At 43.4% G+C, this 22863-nt stretch carries 19 protein-coding genes and 1 pseudogene; 1 reads left to right on the plus strand and 19 read right to left on the minus strand.

Features of this window, described 5'->3' with window-relative positions; translation table 11 throughout:
- The first annotated feature begins 277 nt into the window (after positions 1-277).
- Complete coding sequence (locus tag GNT65_RS12015) at positions 278-1744, plus strand: capsule assembly Wzi family protein (RefSeq protein ID WP_160796520.1); 1467 nt, start codon at positions 278-280, stop codon at positions 1742-1744.
- A 131-nt stretch (positions 1745-1875) separates the two neighbouring features.
- Here the strand turns inward: GNT65_RS12015 and cysC are convergent, their stop codons facing one another.
- From cysC to GNT65_RS12110, 19 genes and pseudogenes are all read right to left on the minus strand, one after another.
- Complete coding sequence (cysC, locus tag GNT65_RS12020; protein ID WP_160796522.1) at positions 1876-2511, minus strand: adenylyl-sulfate kinase; 636 nt, start codon at positions 2509-2511, stop codon at positions 1876-1878.
- Between the two features lie 62 nt (positions 2512-2573).
- Positions 2574-4301 carry an SLC13 family permease gene (locus tag GNT65_RS12025; protein ID WP_160796524.1) on the minus strand — a complete coding sequence of 576 codons (1728 nt, stop codon included), beginning with the start codon at positions 4299-4301 and terminating at the stop codon, positions 2574-2576.
- A 161-nt stretch (positions 4302-4462) separates the two neighbouring features.
- Positions 4463-5872 (minus strand): sulfate adenylyltransferase subunit CysN, encoded by a 1410-nt coding sequence (gene cysN / locus GNT65_RS12030; RefSeq protein ID WP_160796526.1) that lies wholly within the window; start codon positions 5870-5872, stop codon positions 4463-4465.
- Positions 5873-5937: 65 nt separating this feature from the next.
- On the minus strand, positions 5938-6843 hold the full coding sequence (gene cysD, locus GNT65_RS12035; RefSeq protein WP_160796528.1) for a sulfate adenylyltransferase subunit CysD: 906 nt from the start codon (positions 6841-6843) through the stop codon (positions 5938-5940).
- A 353-nt stretch (positions 6844-7196) separates the two neighbouring features.
- Positions 7197-7940, minus strand: a complete 744-nt coding sequence (locus tag GNT65_RS12040) for a phosphatase (protein WP_160796530.1) — start codon at positions 7938-7940, stop codon at positions 7197-7199.
- Between the two features lie 179 nt (positions 7941-8119).
- A pseudogene (gene rfbA, locus GNT65_RS12045) lies at positions 8120-9016 on the minus strand (glucose-1-phosphate thymidylyltransferase RfbA).
- Between the two features lie 111 nt (positions 9017-9127).
- Positions 9128-10012, minus strand: coding sequence for a UTP--glucose-1-phosphate uridylyltransferase GalU (gene galU / locus GNT65_RS12050; protein ID WP_160796532.1), 885 nt, complete (start codon positions 10010-10012; stop codon positions 9128-9130).
- Positions 10013-10077: 65 nt separating this feature from the next.
- The gene (locus GNT65_RS12055; protein ID WP_160796696.1) at positions 10078-12024 is read right to left on the minus strand and encodes a nucleoside-diphosphate sugar epimerase/dehydratase; all 1947 of its coding nucleotides are present in this window, start codon (positions 12022-12024) and stop codon (positions 10078-10080) included.
- A 298-nt stretch (positions 12025-12322) separates the two neighbouring features.
- A complete protein-coding gene (locus GNT65_RS12060; protein WP_160796534.1) occupies positions 12323-13327 on the minus strand; it encodes an NAD-dependent epimerase in 1005 nt (334 codons plus the stop codon).
- A 50-nt stretch (positions 13328-13377) separates the two neighbouring features.
- Entirely contained in the window at positions 13378-14544 is a 1167-nt protein-coding gene (locus tag GNT65_RS12065; protein ID WP_160796536.1) for a nucleotide sugar dehydrogenase, read from the minus strand.
- A gap of 84 nt (positions 14545-14628) precedes the next feature.
- A complete protein-coding gene (locus GNT65_RS12070) occupies positions 14629-15177 on the minus strand; it encodes a sugar transferase (protein ID WP_160796698.1) in 549 nt (182 codons plus the stop codon).
- Positions 15178-15179: 2 nt separating this feature from the next.
- Complete coding sequence (locus tag GNT65_RS12075) at positions 15180-16118, minus strand: NAD-dependent epimerase/dehydratase family protein (protein ID WP_160796538.1); 939 nt, start codon at positions 16116-16118, stop codon at positions 15180-15182.
- A 4-nt stretch (positions 16119-16122) separates the two neighbouring features.
- Positions 16123-16896: a glycosyltransferase family 2 protein gene (locus GNT65_RS12080; RefSeq protein WP_160796540.1), complete on the minus strand. Its 774-nt coding sequence runs from the start codon at positions 16894-16896 to the stop codon at positions 16123-16125.
- Positions 16897-16910: 14 nt separating this feature from the next.
- Positions 16911-18209 carry a phenylacetate--CoA ligase family protein gene (locus GNT65_RS12085; RefSeq protein ID WP_160796542.1) on the minus strand — a complete coding sequence of 433 codons (1299 nt, stop codon included), beginning with the start codon at positions 18207-18209 and terminating at the stop codon, positions 16911-16913.
- Between the two features lie 7 nt (positions 18210-18216).
- The gene (locus tag GNT65_RS12090; protein ID WP_160796544.1) at positions 18217-18729 is read right to left on the minus strand and encodes an acyltransferase; all 513 of its coding nucleotides are present in this window, start codon (positions 18727-18729) and stop codon (positions 18217-18219) included.
- Positions 18719-19903, minus strand: a complete 1185-nt coding sequence (locus GNT65_RS12095; RefSeq protein ID WP_160796546.1) for a glycosyltransferase family 4 protein — start codon at positions 19901-19903, stop codon at positions 18719-18721. The genes GNT65_RS12090 and GNT65_RS12095 overlap by 11 nt, the downstream gene beginning before the upstream one ends.
- Before the next feature lie 7 nt (positions 19904-19910).
- Positions 19911-20891 (minus strand): EpsG family protein, encoded by a 981-nt coding sequence (locus GNT65_RS12100; RefSeq protein ID WP_160796548.1) that lies wholly within the window; start codon positions 20889-20891, stop codon positions 19911-19913.
- A 297-nt stretch (positions 20892-21188) separates the two neighbouring features.
- A complete protein-coding gene (locus GNT65_RS12105; protein WP_160796550.1) occupies positions 21189-22061 on the minus strand; it encodes a glycosyltransferase family 2 protein in 873 nt (290 codons plus the stop codon).
- 278 nt (positions 22062-22339) lie between these two features.
- Positions 22340-22810, minus strand: coding sequence for a DapH/DapD/GlmU-related protein (locus GNT65_RS12110; protein ID WP_160796552.1), 471 nt, complete (start codon positions 22808-22810; stop codon positions 22340-22342).
- Positions 22811-22863 lie beyond the last annotated feature (53 nt).

The following is a 22863-nucleotide window of genomic DNA, read 5'->3' on the forward strand; positions in this document are numbered from 1 at the left end:
GGCGGTGAAAAGCCTTTCCCCTCGCCTTGCATTCGTATTCAACTTTCCTCCAAGCTTGTTAGCTAGCCGAAAAGCGAGTTACAAACCGATAACCTTTCACCCTCATTATCTTGGCAATTTATCACCCTGAACTCACCCTTAGGTCACCTAAAAGTCACCTCAGCAACACAAAGAAACCAATCAACTTGATTTACTTAGCACATATCGATATTTCCCTTGTTAATTAGCCGATTAATCATAATATTCGCGCAAAAGTTCAACCGATAAAGATGACCTGATGAAGCGATACCTAACCGTTCCCCTCCTACTGATTAGCTGCCATTCGGCCTATGCCGCCTGGTGGATAGAACCGACAGACCTGCCCCTGCGCGCCGACATTCAACTGCTCGCCGATACGGGGGTGATCAAGCAGCCAATAACCACCTATCCCCTGATGTGGGCGGGGCTCAAACAAGATCTCGATAACGCCCAGTTGCCCGACCTCTCCCCTGCTCAAGGGGCGGCCTACGACAGAGTCATGAGCGCCTACGCTAGAGACCATCGAGGCGTCAGTACCCGTATCGGCCTAGGCGCCGCCACAGACAGCGCACGCTTCTTGGGCTTTGGTCATGATTATAGAGATAAGGCAGAAGCCAAGGTGGATCTAGAGGTCACAAAGGAGTGGTTTAGCGGACGCCTCTCGGCCAGCTACCATCAAGACCCCATAGATGGTAACAGCAGCCGACTGGATAACAGCTTCGCCGCCGTCAGCCTGGGCAACTGGATCATCAGCGCCGGTGCGCAGCAAAAATATTGGGGGCCGGGCTGGGACACGGGCCTGATCCAGACCACCAACGCCCGACCTATGCCGGGCATTACCTTGAGCCGTAACAACAGCGCCGCCTTCGAATCACCTTGGCTAAGCTGGGTAGGCCCCTGGACCTTCACCACCAGCTTCAGCCAAATGGAGAGCGACCGCTTCGTACCCGATGCCAAACATTGGGGCGCCCGTGGCACCCTAAGGCCCATCTCAAAACTGGAGCTCGGCTTCTCCTGGACCATGCAGTGGGGCGGCGAGGGTTATGGCAACAGCCTAAGTGACTGGTGGGATGGCCTGTTTAACGGCGGGAAATCAGAAAACGAGATAGATAACGGCCAGGAAAATATGCTCGCGGGTTATGACTTTCGCTGGTCCGACACCGTCTTTGGCATTCCCTATGGCATCTACTTCGAGCGAACCCATGAAGACTATCACCATGACAAAAATAAGCTGATCAATGCGGCCAATCTGGGGGGCATAGACTTCATGCTTCAAGGACTTAACACACGAGTCTTTATCGAATACGCAGATACCAAGGTGGCCTGTGGCATCGACCCTAATGCCTATAACTGTCTTTACGAGCATGGCTTCTACCAGAGTGGCTATCGCTACTACGGCAGGAGTCTGGGCAGCACCTATGATAATGATTCAGAGACCTTGGTCCTTGGTGGTATCACCCAGCTGGGCGACGGCCACAGCATCACCAATAAGCTGCGCTGGCTAAGGCTCAACACCGATGGTATCGACACTGGCAATGACACCGGCGGCAACCCCGTCTCCCCCGGTGAATATGAGCGTGTCTATCAGTTCGATACCAGCTACCACAGACCCTGGCAACAGGGCACGCTCAAGCTCGGCGGCACTGTGAGTTATCGCCAGTTTGTCCATAACGGCGGTCACGACTGGGACACCAGCCTGTATGCCCTGTGGGAGAGGCGCTTCTAAACCGAAAATTATGTTAATGCAGAGGCTTAGATAGGGGAAAAGAGTCGATAATTATGGCGCCGAGTGGCTTCGGCGCCTTATAAGATTGGTTGACACAAGCGCCAGGCTTATTGCATCACCGCCCCAAAGTCTTAGGCGATAGACAATATCCCCTGCTGAGCGAGATAGTCCACCACCTGCTGCGCGCACTGTTCCACAGACTGCTCGGCGGTCTTGACGTGCACCTCTGGGCTCATTGGCGCCTCATAGGCCGAATCTATGCCTGTGAAGTGCTTTATCTCTCCGGCGCGCGCCTTCTTGTAGAGCCCCTTGGGATCGCGCTGCTCGCACACCGCCAGCGGCGTATCGATAAAGACCTCGATAAACTGACGAGCTGACAAGAGATCTCTCACCAACTGGCGATCGGCGGCAAATGGCGAGATGAAGGCGGTCGACACCAGAGTCCCGGCATCGACAAATAGCTTGGCCACCTCGCCGATACGACGAATGTTCTCTACCCTGTCCTCATCGGAGAACCCAAGATCGCCATTGAGCCCATGGCGCACATTATCGCCATCGAGCACATAGGTCTTACAGCCCTTGTCATGGAGCAGACGATCGACCGCGTTGGCCACAGTTGACTTACCCGAACCACTCAGGCCGGTAAACCAGAGCACGGCCCCCTGATGGCCGTTGGCCTGTTCGCGCTCCTCATGAGACACGCTGGCCTGATGCCACTGAACATCGCTGGATTTAACATGAACATCGACTGTCTTATAGGGGGACATCGGCTTTCCTTAACGAGTTAACTGCAAAACAATTGGCATAGATTCGGTCTACCATCTATCGCCTAAAACGGGAAAAACACAGGCACGGCCAACAAGACGATGGCACCATAGGTCAGGCTCACGGGCACGCCCACCTTAACAAAATCCATCAGGCGATAGCGACCTGCGTTATACACCATGAGGTTGGTCTGATAGCCATAGGGGCTGATGAAACTGCCGCTGGCGGCAAAAGCAACCGTCATCACAAATGGCAGGAAATCGACCCCGAAGCCCAGGGCAATGCTGTAGGCGATGGGAAACATCAGCGCCGCGGCGGCGTTATTGGTAATAAGCTCCGTCATCAGCCAAGTCGCCAAATAAACCAGCAGCAGGGCCAACATCAGATGCTGTTTGTCCGCAGTGCCCTCCACCCAATTGGCAACCATCTCAGCCACACCGCTATTGACCAGGGCATGAGAGAGCAAGATGGCCGAGGCGACCACCAGCCAGATATCCACCGGGAAGCGGCGCACCACCTCGTTAACATTAAGGCACTGGCTGAAGATCAACACACCCAGTAATAGCAGCATCCCCTGCAGCATCTCCACCACACCGGTGGCGGCCAGGACGAGTGTGAGCACGAAACCGCCGATGGAGATCCAGGCCTTCTTGCCGTTGATACGTGTCTCGGGCTCAACACCACTGATCACGATAAAGTTCTTGCTGATGTTGTGGCGGGTAAGGAAGTCCTTACCTACGGCCAGCACCAAGAAGTCGCCCGCCTTGATCTGCACCTCACCGAGCTTGCCGGAGATCTCTTCACCATCGCGGCGAATGGCCACGGCGGCGGCGTCAAACAGGGCCCTAAAGCCCGCCTTCTTCATGGTCTTACCCACCAGCAGGCTCTCCTGCTTGACCACCACCTCGGTGAGGTTAGTGTCGAGCAGACCATTTTTTTCGGCAAACATCTCAAGGCCAGAGAACTGGCTGAGCTGCATCACCTTGGCGATATCGCCACTGAAGATGAGCCTGTCGTCTTGCTGCAGTACCTCGGTGGGCGTCACCGGGCTAATGAGGCGGCCATTACGCACCACCTCCACTAGGAACAGGGATTCGAGATGCCTGAGACCATTATCTTCCACAGAACGGCCGATCAGCTCAGAGCCGGCCACCACCTTGGCATCGATAAAATAGCCCTTAGAACAGGTCTCCTGATGGGCGATATCCGGCAACCATCTCGACGCGATACGCAGCACCAAGCCACACCCCAGTACCAGCAAGGCACCGATGGCGGTAAAGGAGAAGAAAGAGAGCGACTGGTTTGAGGCGTCGATCACCATGCTGTTGACGATAAGGTTGGTTGAGGTACCGACCAGGGTCAAGGTGCCCCCCAGGATCGCCGCGTAAGAGAGCGGTAGTAATAACTTACTCGCCACATGGTGGGGATTATTGCGAATGGGCGACAACAGGGTGGCCACGACGGCTGTGTTGTTGAGTAAAGCTGAGCTAAGCGCCGTCATGCCAAACAGGCGCAGCCAGGTGGTGCGGTAGCCGCTGACGATCACCTTAGCGGCGATGATCCGCAGCAGCCGGGTCTTCTCCAACGCAAAAGAGCAGAGAATAAGCAGCACCAAGGTCACCAAGCCCGGGTTAGACATGCTGGAGAGCAGCTGCTCTTTGGTCACTAGGTTAAACGCCACTAGCACCAGCAGGGTCACACCAAACACCAGCGCCGGCCGGTTTTGGAAACGCACCAACCCCACGATAGTCGCGAGGAAGATGGCGATGGTGAGATAAGCGTTAAATGTCATAGTTTGATTTCTTAAGCCTCAGGCTAACTGTCGCAGGTCGGTGTTTGCCACCAAAATGATGTTAAACACCTTACTTAGTGCTAGCCCTTGGCCTCAACTGTCCATAACTGATATCGGTGACTGATATCTGTCACTAATATCTGCCAATAAGATATAGGTAATTAGGCCTTGGAAATATCCTTCACTCCCCAGTGCGGGAAATGCTTACGCACTAAGGCGTTCATTTCCAGCTCGAAGGCCGAGATCTCACGTTGCTTGCCCTTACCTGCATCGATCGCCTTGCGGATCATGCCCGCCCCCACAGTCACATTGGTGAGCCTGTCGATGATGATGAAGGCGCCCGTGGCACGATTATCTTCATAGGCATCAAACTGCACAGGCTCGGTAACCGAGAAGTGACAGTTGCCCATCTCGTTCAGCGCCAATTGCTGAGCGCTATGCTGGGTCAGATGGTTGATATCCACCTTGTAGTTGATGGCATCGGCATAACCGTATACCGCCTTGCTGCCAAGCTTTAGCGCATATTCTCTGTCGACACACAGCGGCTCTTCGGTCATCCACACCACGTCGGCCTCGAAATGAGTGGTCGAGTTAGGCTTATCGTGAGGACGCACCAGCATGTCACCACGGCTGACGTCTATCTCATCGGTGAGCGTAAGTGTCACCGCCTGCCCGGCAACTGCCTTTTCAAGCTCGCCGTCGAAGGTCACGATTGACTTAATGCGGCTCTCTTTGCCTGATGGTAAGGCTGCGATGGTGTCACCGACACGGATCTCTCCCGATGCTACCGTGCCACAGAAGCCCCTGAAGTCGAGATTTGGACGATTGACATATTGCACCTGGAAGCGGAACGATTCGCTCCTGTCCTGCTCCACGGAAACCGTGTTGAGCAGCTTGATCAGGGTCGAGCCCGGATACCAAGTCATGTTCTCGCTCTCGTTTACCACGTTGTCGCCCTTGAGCGCAGAGATAGGCACAAAGCGCACATCGCTAAAGGTAAGATCTTTGGCAAACTCGCGATACGCCTTCTTGATCCCCTGATAGATCCCCTGGTCGTAGCCGACCGCATCCATCTTGTTGATGGCGATGATCACATGTTTAATGCCCAGCTGTGAGCAGATATAGCTGTGACGACGTGTCTGTACCTGCACCCCATGACGGGCATCGATCAGGATAATGGCCAGATCGGATGTCGAGGCGCCCGTGGCCATGTTGCGGGTGTACTGCTCGTGGCCCGGGGTGTCGGCGATGATAAATTTACGCTGCTCGGTGGCAAAATAACGGTAAGCCACATCGATAGTGATTCCCTGCTCTCGCTCCGACTGCAGGCCATCGACCAGCAGGGCCAGGTCAAACGCCTGATCTGTGGTGTTAAAACGCTTGGAATCTTTCTCGATAGCCGCCATCTGATCTTCGAAGATCATCTTGCTATCGAACAGCAAGCGGCCGATCAGGGTCGACTTGCCGTCGTCCACGCTGCCACAAGTCAAGATGCGCAACATATCTTTGTTTTCGTGAAGCTTTAGGTAACCTTCGATATCGGTCTGCAATAATGTGTTTTCAGTCGTCATGGTATTTCTCGTATTCGTTATCTGCTGCGTACCTGGCCAATGAGCCGTCAATGCGATGACTTGAGTTAGAAGTAACCTTCCATCTTCTTCTTTTCCATCGAGCCGGCGGAGTCGTTATCGATCACCCGTCCCTGACGCTCTGAGGTAGTACACAGCAACATCTCCTGAATAATTTCCGGCAGGGTTGTCGCCTGAGATTCGACGGCGCCGGTCAGCGGATAACAACCTAAGGTTCTAAAACGCACCATCTTCTGCTCTGCGGTTTCACCTGGCTCGAGCTCCATGCGCTCATCGTCAACCATGATCAAGGTGCCATCACGCTTCACAACCGGGCGAGGCTTAGCAAGATACAGGGATGGGATCTCAATATTTTCCAAATAGATATATTGCCAGATATCCAACTCGGTCCAGTTAGATAATGGGAAGACACGGATACTCTCGCCCTTATCGACCTTGCCGTTATAGATGTTCCACAGCTCGGGGCGCTGGTTTTTAGGATCCCAGCGATGCTTACTGTCACGGAACGAGTAGACGCGCTCCTTGGCGCGAGATTTCTCCTCGTCGCGGCGGGCGCCACCGAAGGCCGCGTCGAAACCATGCATATCGAGGGCTTGCTTAAGCCCCTCGGTCTTCATGATATCCGTATGTTTGGCACTGCCGTGGGTAAAGGGCGAGATATTCATCTCCAGGCCACGGGGGTTCTTATGCACGATGAGATCGAAACCATACTGCTTGGCCATGCGATCGCGAAATTCGATCATCTCCCTGAACTTCCAATTGGTGTCGACGTGCAATAAAGGAAACGGGATCTTGTCGGGATAAAATGCCTTGCGCGCCAGATGCAGCAACACAGAAGAGTCTTTACCAACGGAATAGAGCATCACGGGATTTTCAAACTCTGCGGCAACTTCACGCATGATCTGAATCGATTCAGCCTCGAGTTGTTTAAGATGGGTTTGCTGTGTAGACATATGGCTTTCCGTTTTATTCCAATGTTATCAAATTGCTATTAACCAACATGCCAACCTACTCTACATTTCATTCAACATAAAATCTAAGAGTGGTTAACCAAAAATGGTCTTAAACAGGATAATACCAGCACGGAAGCGTTTTAGAAGTTATAAATATTAATTTATTTATACCAAAAAGAAATAACAAGTAATCTAAGAGAAGATGGTGTAAAAGTCGAGGTGCTTGGAGATTGGCAATGATGAGTATATTGAGAGCGAGGGTCGAGGGTCGGCAGCCTCACTTAAACATGAGTAATAGTTCAACTGCTGTTTCACTCATTCTAGACTTTTCCTTACGACTGAAACATTGCCCCTTAAACAATGCTCGCATACTCATCCAGCCCTTTATGGCCTCTTGACGTTAAGAACTCCAGCAGGGCTTTGGGACTATGGTTAAGAATTCGCTCAATTGGGAAATCAACTTCTTGAATCAACTCAATCGCTTTGTCAAAGCCCCCTAAGCTGAAGGCAACATGGGAGTCAGAACCTAGCACCAAATAGCCTCCAGCCTCTTTTACAGCTTGTGCAATTGCCGTGCAGTTTTTCAAGCTACCTTGTCGTGAGGTTAAGAAAGAGGAGTTATTGATCTCAAGGGCAACATTGTGAGTCGCGGCCGCTTCTGCAACATGCTTAATATCGATGGGATAGGCAGGATTGCCAGGATGGCTGATGATATCGACATTGCCACTTTCAATGCAATTAACGAGAGCCTGAGTGTGGGCAGCTTGAGTCGATGGCGGAAAAACAGGCTCGTGAAATCCCGCCAACACGATATCTAGTTCATCGAGATAACCGCCAAAGAAATCAATGTCACCATTCTCATTCTTGATATTGGCTTCAATGCCTCTCAGCACACCTATACCATCGACGATTCGAGGCAATACACGCATGTTGACGAAATGCCAAAAGTGAGGCGCATCGGCCATATCGGGTCCATGGTCCGTAATAGCAAATAACTTGATGCCCTTCTCCTTTGCCACAGAAAGATAATCATGAACCGTACTATAGGCATGAGTTGAGGCAATGGTGTGGGCATGAACATCAACAAGGAACTTCATTGGCAATTCCGTTAGTAGATACAAAGTAAGAGAAGAAGTTAGGCAGTGTTTCTAGTCTACTTATTTAAACCGCATTTTCCATAACACAGCTCGCAATTAGAACTCCGTTAGTCGACTCTATTCATTGCTCGCCACCTGAACTTCTTTATACCTAGATATCTGCGCTTTCGCTCTTCTTACTATGTCACAGACACTGTATCGCTTATCAAAGAGAGCAAATAGCGCCCATAACTATTGTTCAGCATAGGTTTGGCAAGACGATGAATATCCTCACTAGTTAGCCAACCATTACGCCAGGCTATCTCTTCAAGACAAGCCACTTTTAGCCCCTGCACAGTTTCTATTGTTTGAACAAAAGATGAAGCCTGCTGCAGACTGTCGAACGTACCGGTATCTAGCCAAGCAAAACCACGCCCCAATAATTCGACCTTTAGTTGGCCACGCTTGAGATAAGATTGGTTGATTTCAGTAATTTCAAGCTCGCCACGTTGTGAGGGCTTTAACTCTTTAGCGATGTCGATGACTTGATTGTCGTAAAAATAGAGTCAAGTAACCGCCCAGTTAGATCTGGAGACCGCTGGTTTTTCATTGATGTCCAAGGCGTTGAAATCCGCATCAAACTCCACCACGCCAAATCTTTCTGCTTGGTCTACCTGATAGGCGAAAATAGTCGCTCCCACTGAATCCGCATTGCTGAGACCAGCTACAGTCTGTTTCAGCGTGAGACTGAAGCCCTGCCCATAAAAAACATTATCTCCCAGCACCAAACACACGCTGTCGGTACCAATAAACTCCTCTGCAATGATAAAAGCCTGTGCGATCCCTTCCGGCTTTGGCTGTACTTGATAGGAAAGTGAAATACCAAAATCACTACCATCGCCGAGTAAGCGTTGAAACAGTATCTGTTCATCAGGGGTCGTAATGATCAAAATATCGCGAATCCCCGCCAGCATAAGGACAGAAAGCGGATAATAGATCATTGGCTTGTCATACACCGGCAGCAGCTGCTTAGATACGCCACGTGTGATGGGATACAATCGCGTGCCAGTGCCACCGGCTAATAAAATACCTTTCACTATATCGCTCACTTAGTCTTAGCTTAAAACTCTCAATAGATAATACACTAGCCTGAAATGAAAAATGCCCACTTCAGCAAGCCAAAGTGGGCATTAAATCTCTAATAAAGATTATTTTGCTAGCAGGTCCTTTAACTGCTGACGAAACTCTTTACCCAGCTTTTCGTTACGTAATCCGTATTCTACAAATGCTGCCATATAACCAAGCTTGTCACCACAATCATGAGAGCGACCAGTCATGTTAAATGCTTCTACTTGGTCTGACTCAATCAGCATATCAATTGCATCAGTAAGCTGGATCTCATCTCCCGCACCTGCAGGCGTTTTGGCTAGTAATTCCCATATTTTTTCAGACAAAACGTAACGCCCTACAACCGCTAAATTAGACGGCGCCTCATCGACCGCAGGTTTTTCGACCATAGCCCGTATGGTAGCAGACTCACCAGCAACGATTGCAGAACCATTGCAATCGGCGATACCGTACTTATTGACTTCATCTTCTGGCACTGGCGCGACCATAATTTGGCTAGCTTGAGTCGCCTTGTAACGCTTAATCATAGCCGCCAAATTTTCAGTATTTTGGTTAGCGGTATACTCATCCAAAATGACATCTGGCAACACGACCGCAAAAGGATTATTGCCAATACAAGGTTTTGCGCATAATACTGCATGGCCAAGTCCTTTGGCCTCCCCCTGACGCACGTGCATGATGGTCACATCTTTCGGGCAAATTGATTGCACTTCTTCCAACAGCTGACGCTTTACACGCTTTTCAAGCGTCGATTCAAGCTCATAGGACGTATCAAAATGGTTTTCGATAGCATTCTTACTCGCATGAGTCACTAAAACAATCTCTTTCACACCCGCTGCAACACACTCATTTACTATGTATTGAATAAGCGGTTTATCAACAAGTGGTAACATCTCTTTAGGAATAGCCTTGGTTGCAGGAAGCATACGGGTACCAAGCCCCGCGACAGGAATAACTACTTTCATATAAAAATACTCGAAAAAGAAAACACGCCCAAATAATTAGGAGTTTCATTGAACTGAGAGAAAAATTAAGAAACCAAAGGAATGACTTTGTTATCCTTAATGTCGTTGTCCTTACTATCGTGATTTTTTTGCAGCCAGACTAAATCACAAATACCATCAGTCGGACTAAAACCAGTTGGTGTTGAAAGTAAAATATCTCTAATCACTTCATGTTGGAACTCATGACAAGCTTTATCTAACCGCGCCAAGATCACTTCAAGTTCCGCCCAGTTTAAACAAACTTCATTGGCCGTCATGATCCGCTCATGCTCAGTGCCAGTAACATCATCACCAATCAGTAACTCTTCATAAAGCTTTTCACCTGGGCGCAAACCTGAAAATTCAATGTCAATATCACCCTCAGGATGATTATCATCTTTGACTTCAAAGCCACTCAAACGGATCATCTTAGTCGCCAAATCAACAATCTTTACTGATTTCCCCATATCTAGCACAAAGACATCCCCACCTTTGCCCATAGCACCGGCTTGGATCACCAACTGTGATGCCTCAGGTATCGTCATAAAGAAACGGGTGATTTCGGGATGGGTGACGGTTACGGGACCGCCATTGGCTATCTGCTTTCTAAATAGCGGCACAACGGAACCGGAAGAACCCAGGACATTACCGAAACGAACCATACAAAAACGAGTAGCACTGCCCTTACCCGCTAACGCTTGAAGCACCAACTCCGCCATGCGCTTGGTTGTCCCCATTACATTGGTCGGGCGAACAGCTTTATCAGTACTCACCAACACAAAGGTTTCAACCTTGGCGGCAATCGCAGCTCTTGCGGTATACAAGGTACCGAACACATTGTTACGCACACCTTCGACAACGTTATGCTCAACTAGCGGTACATGCTTATAGGCTGCGGCGTGATAAACTGTTTGTACTTCAAATGCTTCCATTACAGCCTGAACTCGATTCTCACGCTGAACAGAGCCCATCATTGGAAATATTTGAACATCTAAAGAGAGCTCTTTTGCTATTGCGTTAAGCTCGCGCTCTATGGAATACAAACCAAACTCAGATAGCTCAAATAACACCAACTTTTTCGGGGACTGTTTTAAAATCTGGCGACAAAGCTCAGAGCCAATTGAACCGCCGGCTCCTGTCACCATAACCACTTTATTACGAATATTCGCAGCCAACAAATCAGCTCTAGGGCTAACGGAGTCACGGCCTAGTAAATCATCGATTTCGACTTCTTTGATATCGCTATATAGCTTATTGCCACTCACCAGATCAGCCATAGCAGGCAGAGTCAACACTTGGACAGCAAGAGGCTCTAACAGCTCTAGTATGGCTTGACGACGAGAACGCGACGCACTAGGCATAGCAAGTAAGATCTTAGTTGCCGCTTTTTGCTTAATCAATTTGCGAATAATAGACGGTGAATGCACATGAACACCTTGGATCACCGTGCCATGAAGGGTCTCATCATCGTCAACAAATGCAAAGGGGTGATATTCATGGCTTTGCACTAAAGCGGTGAGTAATTGGCGACCACTCACGCCTGCACCATAGATAATGACAGGTTCGCCATTGCGCTTCATGCCCGAGCCGACCATTGACCGAACAATCGCCCTTGATCCACCAATGAACACTAGGGAAAACGCGGCATAGATCACAGGCACTGTCCGCGGCAGCTGCGCATCAATGTAAAAGGCAATAAGCACTAATGACACGGTGGAGAGCACGACCCCAAGGCCAATCGCGGTTAAGGCCTGTAACCCCATATAACGCAATACCGCTCGGTACAGACCTAACTTGGCAAATGCAGCTAAACTCAGTGGCACCACAATAAACAGCAGTAACCAATAGTGACTATTTGCCAGCACGACAATGTCATCAACGCGAACCAGTAACGCCGCCCAAAATGCGAAACAAAGAAAAACGGCGTCAACGGTGAGACTAACAAGACGCTTATGAGCACGCTTTAAACCAAACAAAGTTTGCAAAAAATCCATTTTTCGCTCCAAATCAATAAATTTCATAATGGTTTACATCTTACAACACAGCTAGACGACAGAAAAACCTTAGGCGTGCCAGTGTAGCACAGTTATACTAATCTATTAACTATAAAGGGCACAGCTAACGGACTATCAATAGGAGCCATCATTCCACACCGAGACAGACCTAACTTGCGATAGCTTAACCAATGAATGAGTCAAATTTTTCGATATGTGCCTTTACAATTGAGACAGAATGAAAGTGACCAACCATAAGTTGATCAGCCACTTAACAAGCAAGCCCTAATAGATTGAGTTATTTATTATAAAATTCTCGATACCAATTTATAAACTCAGCCACACCTTCTTTAACACCTACTCTTGGCTTATAACCAGTTGCTTCAAATAAATCTTCAACATCGGCATAAGTCTGGTAAACGTCGCCCGGCTGCATCTCTCTAAAGTTTTTCTTGGCTTCAATGCCCAATTCATCTTCAATGGCTTTAACAAACCCCATTAAATTAATCGGAGAACCATGGCCTATGTTGTAAACTGAATAAGGCGCAGAGCTGGTCGCTGGTGAACCATTTTCGACAGTCCAAGATGTATCCCGACTTGGTATTACATCAGCAATACGAGCTACACCTTCAATGATGTCATCGACGTGAGTAAAATCACGCCACATATCACCATTGTTATTAATGTCTATTGCCTTACCATCTAAAATCTTTTTAGTAAAGATGAACGGCGCCATATCAGGACGCCCCCAACTTCCGTAAACCGTAAAGAAACGGAGTCCTGTAGTAGGAATATCATACAAATGCGAATAGCTATGGGCCATCAACTCATTGGACTTTTTAGTAGCAGCATATAAAGACACTGGATGGTCAACGCCGTCTGAAGTCGCAAAAGGAGTTTTAGCATTTAAGCCATAAACCGAACTTGATGACGCATAAACCAAATGCTCAACACCTGTATGACGGCAGCCTTCCAAGATGTTCAGATGCCCAACTAAATTCGAGTCGGCATAGGCATACGGATTTTCTATAGAGTAACGGACCCCTGCTTGGGCCGCTAGATGGATTACTCGGTCAAACTGCTGGTCAATAAACAGCTGCTGTAATGCATGCCTGTCCGAAATATCGAGCTTAACGAATGTGAACTTATCATGCTGAATTCTATCCAGACGTGCATGCTTTAGCTTTACATCATAATAGTCATTGATGTTATCGATACCAATCACCAAATGGCCTGCCGTAGTCAATTTTTCAACCACAGCACTACCGATAAAACCCGCTGCACCTGTCACTAAATATTTCATCTGTTTATCTTCAATCTTGTAAGTTTAAATTCAATCATGGCGAGCAAGCATTAGTCTAAGCCAAACAGATCGCGTGTATAAACCTTATCGGCTACATCTTGGAGCTCTTCCACCATACGGTTAGACACAATCACGTCACTGCATGCCTTAAAATCATCGAAGTCCTTCATAACTTTTGAATGAAAAAACTCGTAATCGTCCAATACGGGCTCATAAACCACAACCTCAATCCCTTTAGCCTTTAAACGTTTCATGATCCCTTGAATACTTGATGCTCGGAAGTTGTCTGAGCCCGTTTTCATGATCAATCGGTAAATGCCGACAACTTTAGGTTGACGTTTCAAAATCGAATCAGCAATAAAGTCTTTACGGGTACGATTCGCATCCACAATGGCCCCAATAATATTATTGGGTACATCCCGATAATTGGCTAACAACTGCTTGGTATCTTTAGGTAAACAATATCCCCCATAGCCAAATGAAGGATTGTTATAGTGATTGCCAATACGTGGATCCAATCCAACCCCCTCGATGATTTGACGTGCATCTAAGCCATGAGCCTCCGCATATGAGTCTAACTCATTGAAATAAGCAACGCGCATCGCAAGGTAAGTATTGGAAAAGAGCTTTACAGCTTCGGCTTCCGTCGATTCAGTAAACAAGACTGATATATCTTGCTTCTGTGCTCCTTTAACTAACAACTTCGCGAAGATTTTGGCACGCTCAGACCGTTCTCCCACTATGATACGTGATGGGTGAAGGTTATCATACAGTGCCTTTCCTTCACGCAAAAACTCTGGAGAAAAGATAATATTGTTGCAATTGAGTTCTTGTTTAATTCGCTCGGTATAACCCACAGGTACTGTTGACTTAATCACCATCACCGCATTTGAGTTAATAGCCATCACATCTTTTATCACTGACTCGACGGATGATGTGTCGAAATAATTAGTTTCAACATCATAATCAGTTGGCGTTGCAATCACCACAAAATCAGCATTTTCATAAGCTAATTGCTTATCTAGAGTTGCAGTAAAATTAAGCGTTTTACAAGACAAAAAATCTTCAATCTCTTCATCAACAATGGGAGATTGCTTATTATTGAGCATGTCAACCTTTTCGGGAACAATATCAACAGCTACAACTTGGTTGTGTTGAGCAAGCAACATAGCATTCGAAAGGCCCACATAGCCAGTGCCAGAAACGGCAATTTTCATTATTAAAACCTCTAGTTATAAATAAACAGGTAATAATTCCATATAAACTAATACCAATTTAAAAATGAAATATAGCTAACAAAATTATTTCACAGCATCACCACTGCCACTACCAGTAGCCGTCATAATAATATATTTGAAGTAATCTTTTACCGTCAGCCTATCGATCATTTTTTTATCTGTTTCGGCTAACAACTTTGGCATAGACATATCTATATTGTGTACTTGTGCTAAACCCGTTATGCCAGGTAAAACATCATAAACACCAAGCGCGTCACGCTCTTTAATTAGCTCTTCTTGATTAAACAGGTTTGGTCTAGGGCCTACCAAGCTCATCTCACCTTTAACCACGTTAATTAGTTGAGGCAGCTCATCAATCTTCGTTCTCCGCAAAAAGCGTCCCAACTTTGTAATTGAGGCATTACTTGCTAAGTGACTAGCAACTGATTTCGTTTCTACAGACATTGTGCGGAACTTAATCAATTTAAATGGCTTTTTATCTCGACCAACACGCGTTTGAACAAAAATAGGCGATCCTGTATCAAATATACCAATAATTGTAACGATAAGTAAGACAGGCGACAGAAATAGCAATCCACAGAAAGCTGCGAGAAAATCTATTAAACGAATCATCATTATTTACTATCCTTCCTGAAACAACGTTTGATACCTTCAGCAAAACTAATTGGTGGTTTCCAGTTCAATGTATTCTTCGTGTGACTAATATCAACCTGCAAATTACCACACAATCGCTCCAACATAGCTTGCTTACCAATTAACTTCGCAATCAGTTTTAACCAATGCATAGGTACAGGTACTAACTTAGTTGCTTTATCAACCGCTATCCTCATAGTCCTTAATAGTTCTGTAGTAGACACATCCATATCATCACTCACTAAAAAGGTTTGGTTCGCTGCTTTAGGGTGATCAATACAAGTGACAATTAAATCAACCAGATTATCCAGCGCCACCAAACTGCGTTTATTGTGAATAGCCCCTAATGGCAAAGGTAGATTTTTCTGTGCTAGCCTAGCTAACTTCCCGAAATTTCCTGGTGCATGAGCACCATAGACAAGTGGAGGGCGAATAATCACGACCTCCAAACCGGATTCAGAAGCGATTTGCTTTAGGCCATCTTCAGCTTCAAGCTTAGATATCGCATAGTCCTCTACAGGGGCAGGTTTATCATCAACGTTAAAAGGTTTAGTGTTACTTATGCCATTAACGCCTATTGAACTTAAGAAGATAAAACGCTTAACACCATTAGCTGCAGCTATTTTTGCTAGATTTAACGTAGCATCTGTATTAACCCTTCTAAATTCATTTAAAGACACACCAGCTACATGAGCTTTAGCCGCTATATGAATAACGGTGTCAACATTGCTTATATTTTCTAGAGCATTAGGTAAATTGACAATATCATCAATGATGAGTGTTTGCACTTCAGGTGGCCAAGAGTAATTTTGCGTTCTTACTGCTGCAACCACCTCAGCATCCTCTTTTTGCAAACGAGCTAACACAGCCTTACCAATAAACCCAGTGCCACCAGTCAAAAAAATATTATGTGTATTCACAGGCTCAACTTATAAAAATGCGGTTATATAAAGAAACATGCTTTTTTTTCAAAATAACGATAAATAAGTAACACACGATATTATAAGATGCTGCAACTAGGTTACAATTTCCCACATCTCGCAAAACCCTCCAATAATACTTAAAGGCATCTAGTTTACTGGTAGACAAAGACTCAGTACGAATTCGGTAAAACCCCAGATTTTCATTCAAGCCATATGCATTATCAAAACGTTTTAATAATTCTAACCACAATGCAAAATCTTGTCGTTTCCTTACTAAAGGCATATAAATTTTGCCAAAAGGTTGAGTATCATAAATAGCAGTAAGACAGCCAATGTAATTATGCTTAAGTAACTTGCTGAAACTCACAAATTTGGGCACTTCAATGCTGTCATTAAGAGTGCCTGCTTCTGTCATAGTGCTATAGCCAGTAAATGAAAAGCCAACATTATTTTGTTGCATAAATTGCAACTGCTTTTCAAGCTTATCTTCTGCCCACAAATCATCTGAATCTAAAAATGCTATATAACGGCCTTGTGCAGCTTCAATGGCAACATTACGAGAACCCGCACCGCCTAAGTTTTGTTCATTATTGAACAGTTTTATCCTACTATCCGCAAGATAAGGTCGAATATCTCCTACTGTATTATCTGTCGAGCAGTCATTTACTATCAATAACTCCCAACTTGAAAAACTTTGTGACAACACGCTTTCAATAGACTTAGCAATAAAACCTGCAACATTATATGCAGGCATAACAATAGAAACCTCTATCATTTTACGTACCCATTTTACAAAAATGACTCGAAATCTTTAAGCTTTTTGTTTTTAGAATGTATGACACTCTCATTTTTAAGCTCAACTTCAACTGTATTTAAAAAATATGATTGAGCAAAATCCAATACCTTATCATTAACTTCCTGACTGACTTCACCTTCTAAAAAAAATACTAACTTACCAATCTCATGTTGCTCGGCCCTATAATTGATAATGTAACCACATTCCAAAGCTAATCTCTTAAAAATATAATAAAGTGTTAAGGATGGGAAAACCTTGTTTTCTTTACCATAAATATTTTTGCCAACTCGCCCCAAAACTTCACTTATCACTTTATGATGTCTACCACAAGAGCATTGCTTTTCAGACAGCTTAACAAAGTCACCTAACTCATATCTGATAATAGGAAAGGATAGAGATTCCAGATTTGTAACGACTATTTTTTCATCAATCACTTCGACGAGACAATTTTCTTCATTTATATGCATGTTACCTTCAGGGCATTCAAACGCGATTATTCCAGCTTCAGCTGCCCCATATTCACTTACTATCTTTCTACCAAAAGCTTTAAAGGCTTCGTCATTATAGTGAGCATATATTTTCTCTGACGTACCCTTAACAAATTTAATATTATTTAACTTCATTCCATTTGAGTTTGCCTTCCTTGCAACTTCATATATCATCGAGCTATAGCCATGAATATAAACAGCATTTTCCGCTTTTTTCATGAAAGATTGTATATCTTCATCACTGTAAGAAAATAACCTAAAGCGGTTTAGTAAAAAATCAAAAAATTTAGTCTTAACTATCTGTAATTTTGAAAACGAATACCCCCAAAAATAACCATTTCGGTCTGAAAACTCTACGCCATACCAACTCATCCCTCTTGCTATTGCTGCACGATTTGCAGAATCCCATTCTTCATTTTTCAAAAAAGTCAGAGGCTCACCGCTTGATCCAGATGTCTCAGAAAAAAAAGTTTTCTTAAATGGAAAAAAACTAGTCGTATCGATTAGCTTATTACTTGTAATTAAGTCACTCTTAGTAACAGTTGGTAATCTCGATAGAACATCAAAGGGGTCGAAGTTTTCTGAAAGAATTATACCCTGCTTGTTAAATCTATCACGGTAAAAATTACTATACTGCTGAGAAAAAACTAACAAATCACGCAGTTTGTTTTTTACCAAAATATCGAGTTCATCACGATCTGCAAAATCAGTTTTCATTAATGAAATAAACTTTTCATTAAACGAAGGATTTCGCTTAGCTACACCTAATTTAAAAATTATTTTTTTGATAAAATTTAATGCCATAATAACTTCACTTTAAATTAGATGAAATAAACTTCGCGGGTACACCACCATATACACCCACTATTTCAAGATGTTTGGTTACGACTGCATTCGCAGCCACCAAACTAGAATTGGGTACAGAAGATCCCGCTAGAAGGGTTACATTTGCTCCAATCCAAGAACCACTTCCAACAGTGATTGCTTTCCTATCCATAGGACCAAATCTATATGAACCGTTCACTAAAGTATGATTACCAGAAACCACCACTGCACCAATGCCAAACATAACCTCATCACCGACTATAATTTTACCTCCAGCATTTATTACAACATTAACGGCCACAAAAACGTCATTTCCAACACTGATATTTTTTAAACCATATAATCTAGCGCCAGAAGATACTTGAAAGTTCCTCCCAGCCCTAGCCATGAATAAAGAATACAAGAAACCACGAAGTCTCATTAACATAGGTAAGTCAGGCATCCAAGCGGTTAACAACCAAACCATCCAAGCGTATACAAGACTAATTTTATGCATCATTATGTTGTACCAATTTTGTTCGTAAAACATTAAGCCAGTAGGTTTGCAGCGACTGAGATGCCATAACTTTGGCACCTTGCCTTAAACGCGTATAGAGAGTCGCATCAGCAACAATCTTCGCAACGGATTGGTAAAACTGCTCTACATTTCCAGGGGCAAATATAAGACCATTTTCACCATCTTTTACAAAGGCTCTAATACCACCAACATCAGCTACTACAACAGGCTTATGATGCGACCAAGCCTCCATAATTACCCGTGGAAATCCTTCATAATGATTATTTGAAGGGACTACAACTAAGTCAGACTGGTTATAGATATCAGATAACTGCTGATGAGGTAACTGACCAGTAAACATTACTTTACCTGCCAAACAAAGTTGAGCGGCAAGAGACTTTGCCTTATCAAGGTCAGGGCCATCACCAACAATAGTTACATGACATTGATCCCCAAGCCGAGAGGCTACATGCAGTAGGTCGAGAACCCCCTTGTCCTCTACAATACGTCCAACAAACAATAAATTTAAAAATCCAGGAGTTACAGGCTTCTCAACAAGTTGTTTTGGCGGTTTAACCATAACATCGACAAATTGCACTGTACGATCTGGTGCATATTTCTTACTAAAATCTTCCAGTGCGTTACCTGTACATAAATTTACAGTGTTACTATGCCGACAAATTTGCTTAAGCTTGTGTCGAATGTAACGGGACAGAACATAACCAAACACTTTTTCAAATGCTGAATATTTTGCATCACGCCATGTGTTTGATGCGTCCGCACACATATGATGTAACACTTTCTCACCAGCTTTTAGTGCCCGCAGGCCAAAAACTATACTGCCTACTGAGGGTGTTCGAATCCAGAAATAAGCGCCAGGGTGTTGCCGAATAACGTCATCTGCAGCTTTTGCGTAACGTTTAAAAAATCCGGGGTTCACTAAACTTTTAAGCACAAAATCTTTGGTAGAAGAGTATTTAGGAAACGTATGAAAATGATCGGACGCTACTTTTGTGCTGAAACGTGTTGGCTGCTCAGCCGCAATAACAGTGGGTGAACACACAAATACCTGGTCCATACCTACTGCATCCTGCAAAAATGCCGCAGAGGTGGGCTTGGTATAGTAATACCCACCAAAGGACTCAAAAGTTTCACCAACAAACGCGATAATTTTCATATACTCCTCAAATAGTTAGATTGATAACTAATAATTTTGACATGGCAACAACAAACAGAATTAAAAAAGAAAAAAACCCAAAGGCATTTTTATATCCAATCGTTTTATAATAACTATACAGAACAAACGGTTCAACGAGCATAAAAACTAAATTATACCTACCAGAGATTATTGAAAACTTATAAAAAACAAGACTTAAAATAAGCATCATCCCCCCCAAATAAACCATAGCTGCATAAGGTACCGGCTTACACCTCGAATTTAATAGAGAAAAAACAAAAAACAATATGCAACTTGTATACATTAGCGAGGAAAGTGAACGTTCAACCATATGCTTTGAATCTGGATCGGCATAATAGTAATACCCCATGAAGAGCAAAATATTATTAACCAACATACTCACAACAATCAGCACAAATACGAACAACGCAAGATTATAAAAGTTTTTTCTGTAAACAATTCTTTCTCTAAAATCTATCAGCATTTTGATAAAAAAACTAAAAAAAAGAAACACAAGAGTACCATTATGAAAAAGTACCGCGCCGACAGAATAGAAATAAAATCTTTTTTTAATGAAAAAATATTTAAAAACAACCAAACAAAGTAAAGTGGCAATTGCAAATCGAACTTGAGTTCCCAAAAGCCCTTGAGATAGAAACAATAAATTGGGGAAAGCTAAAATAAATACGTATGGATTTGTGTACAGCATTGCAATTAACAATAATTCAAAACATATAATAGCGAACCAAAAACTTTCAAAATTCAAGTCAAATAGTCTAGCAATATTCTCAAGAGCAGTGTAGCCTAATTCGAATTGATTCCATATATTTTCATAATTATCTTTATAACCGTTATAATCTAAGTTTTTAGCACTATCAAAGTTAATAAAAAAATATAAAATTGGTAAAAAAATCAGAAACAATATAAAGCTATGCAACATTTGCTTTTTTACAATCAAAATTTTACCACCCCAAAATCTTATATCCATTACTAAATAATAACTACTGAGCCAGCTTAGACAAATTATATAAAACCATCCCCTGCTGCTTTAGCTCATTTAGCAAAACAATCACATATTATGACACAAAATTAAAAAATTCATGCCGATACCTATGCTTATGCTTACTGGCAAACGAACATAATGCTTGCTTATTAAGTTACCATATATTTAAAGTGCAACTTAGAGTAAACCCACCCATTCTCCCCGCATTAAAAACCGAACTTTTTCAATACATTAAAAATATTAAAATAGCACTCGCCTTAGTAATCAGAATTGTTATACAAATTAAAATTTATTTTTTTGTTGCAAAGAAATCAACTTAATCCATTCGAATGAATTTTTGAAATCAAACTTAAATAAAGACTTTATTAAAAAACTGAAGCTATAACTCAAGTATTTAGGATCATCAGATTTAATGTTCGCTAAATGTTTTTCTGTTTCATTTAACATTTCACGGCTTTCAACATCCCGATTTACCGCTCTGTCTTTAAACCAAATTTGTTTAAATTTGTGTTCTGGTGAAAAAGAAAATCCATCAGAGAAAATCCTCTGCTCATACAGATACTCATTAATAGATACTATCTTCCCGATTTCAATTAACCGAAAAAAAAGATCCCAGTCTGAACAATACTTAAACCGAGGATCGTAACCATCAACCATTTCATACGCAGTTTTTCTATACATCACAGTGCCATGAACAAAAGGCATGTTTCTTTGTAATTGTTCAACGTCACTTTCGACTTCAGGTTTAAAGTATCTTTTTCTAAACGGATAAGCAGCTGGATACTGCACTGTACCTGATCCGACAGCAACAATTTTATCGTCTGAAACTATAGCTTCAATAAGCTTTGTTAACCTTTGTGGACGAGAAATGTCACCAGCCCCATGAATTGCAATAAAATCACCATCTGAATTAGCTATTGCATTTTTTATTGCCTGGGTAAACCCCTGATTATCCTGATGTATAATTTTTATTTTATCTGAAGATAATCTATCTAAAGTAGGTGCAACTTTCTCATCTGTACTTCCATCATTTACTATTATAACTTCATAATTTTTATAATCTTGCTCTAGTAAACTATTAATTGATTCAGTTATATATTCAGCACGATTATACCATGCGCAAACTACTGTTACTTTAGGTGAAATTTTAATCATTTATTCCTACTTTTAAAACTATAATTATGGCATACAGCAATCTGTATTAATATTTTCAAAAACTCAACACACCATAAAACTTAATATACTCACCCCAGCCCTAGAAAGATATAATAACTAGATTGAAATACAGACTTTTTAATCAAAAATATGCTGTAAAATAAAAATATTTAGCAGTTTAATTCATTACATTTATTTACCCACACCAAGAAAGCAGCGATATATTATTGATAAGTTTACAATTTTAGGTGCTTATTATAAACAGACTAAATCTAATCCTATATATCTCCAACGATTCTTGCTGGTATCCCAACAGCTGAAACGTTAGCAGGAATATCTTTTGTAACAACTGAATTGGCGCCTATAACAGCACCATCACCAATTGTAATACCGCCTATAACTTTAGCACCAGCAAAGATAACTACATCTTTACCAATTTTAGGATAAAGGCCTTTAACACCTTCACCAACCCTAGCTGCACCTAATGTCACATTTTGATAAATAATTGCGTCTTCAGCGATAGTTACACCATCACCAATCACTATACCAACAGGGTGAGGAAACTTTATGTTCCGACCAACGATGGCTTTTTGTGATAAATAACAAGCATACTTTCGATTAATTCTTCTACTACATAGAATAGCAATATACTTATAAAATGCTCCTTTATTGGAGTATTTTATTGAACGATAATATAGTACTTCTATCGTATCTCCGAATAAAAACCAACGTAAAACTTTCTTAAACACAGTAAAACACCTATTCACAAGCAACTAGTTTTATTATGGAATAAAATTACATT

The sequence above is a fragment of the Shewanella insulae genome, from assembly GCF_009831655.1.
Lineage (GTDB): Bacteria > Pseudomonadota > Gammaproteobacteria > Enterobacterales > Shewanellaceae > Shewanella > Shewanella insulae.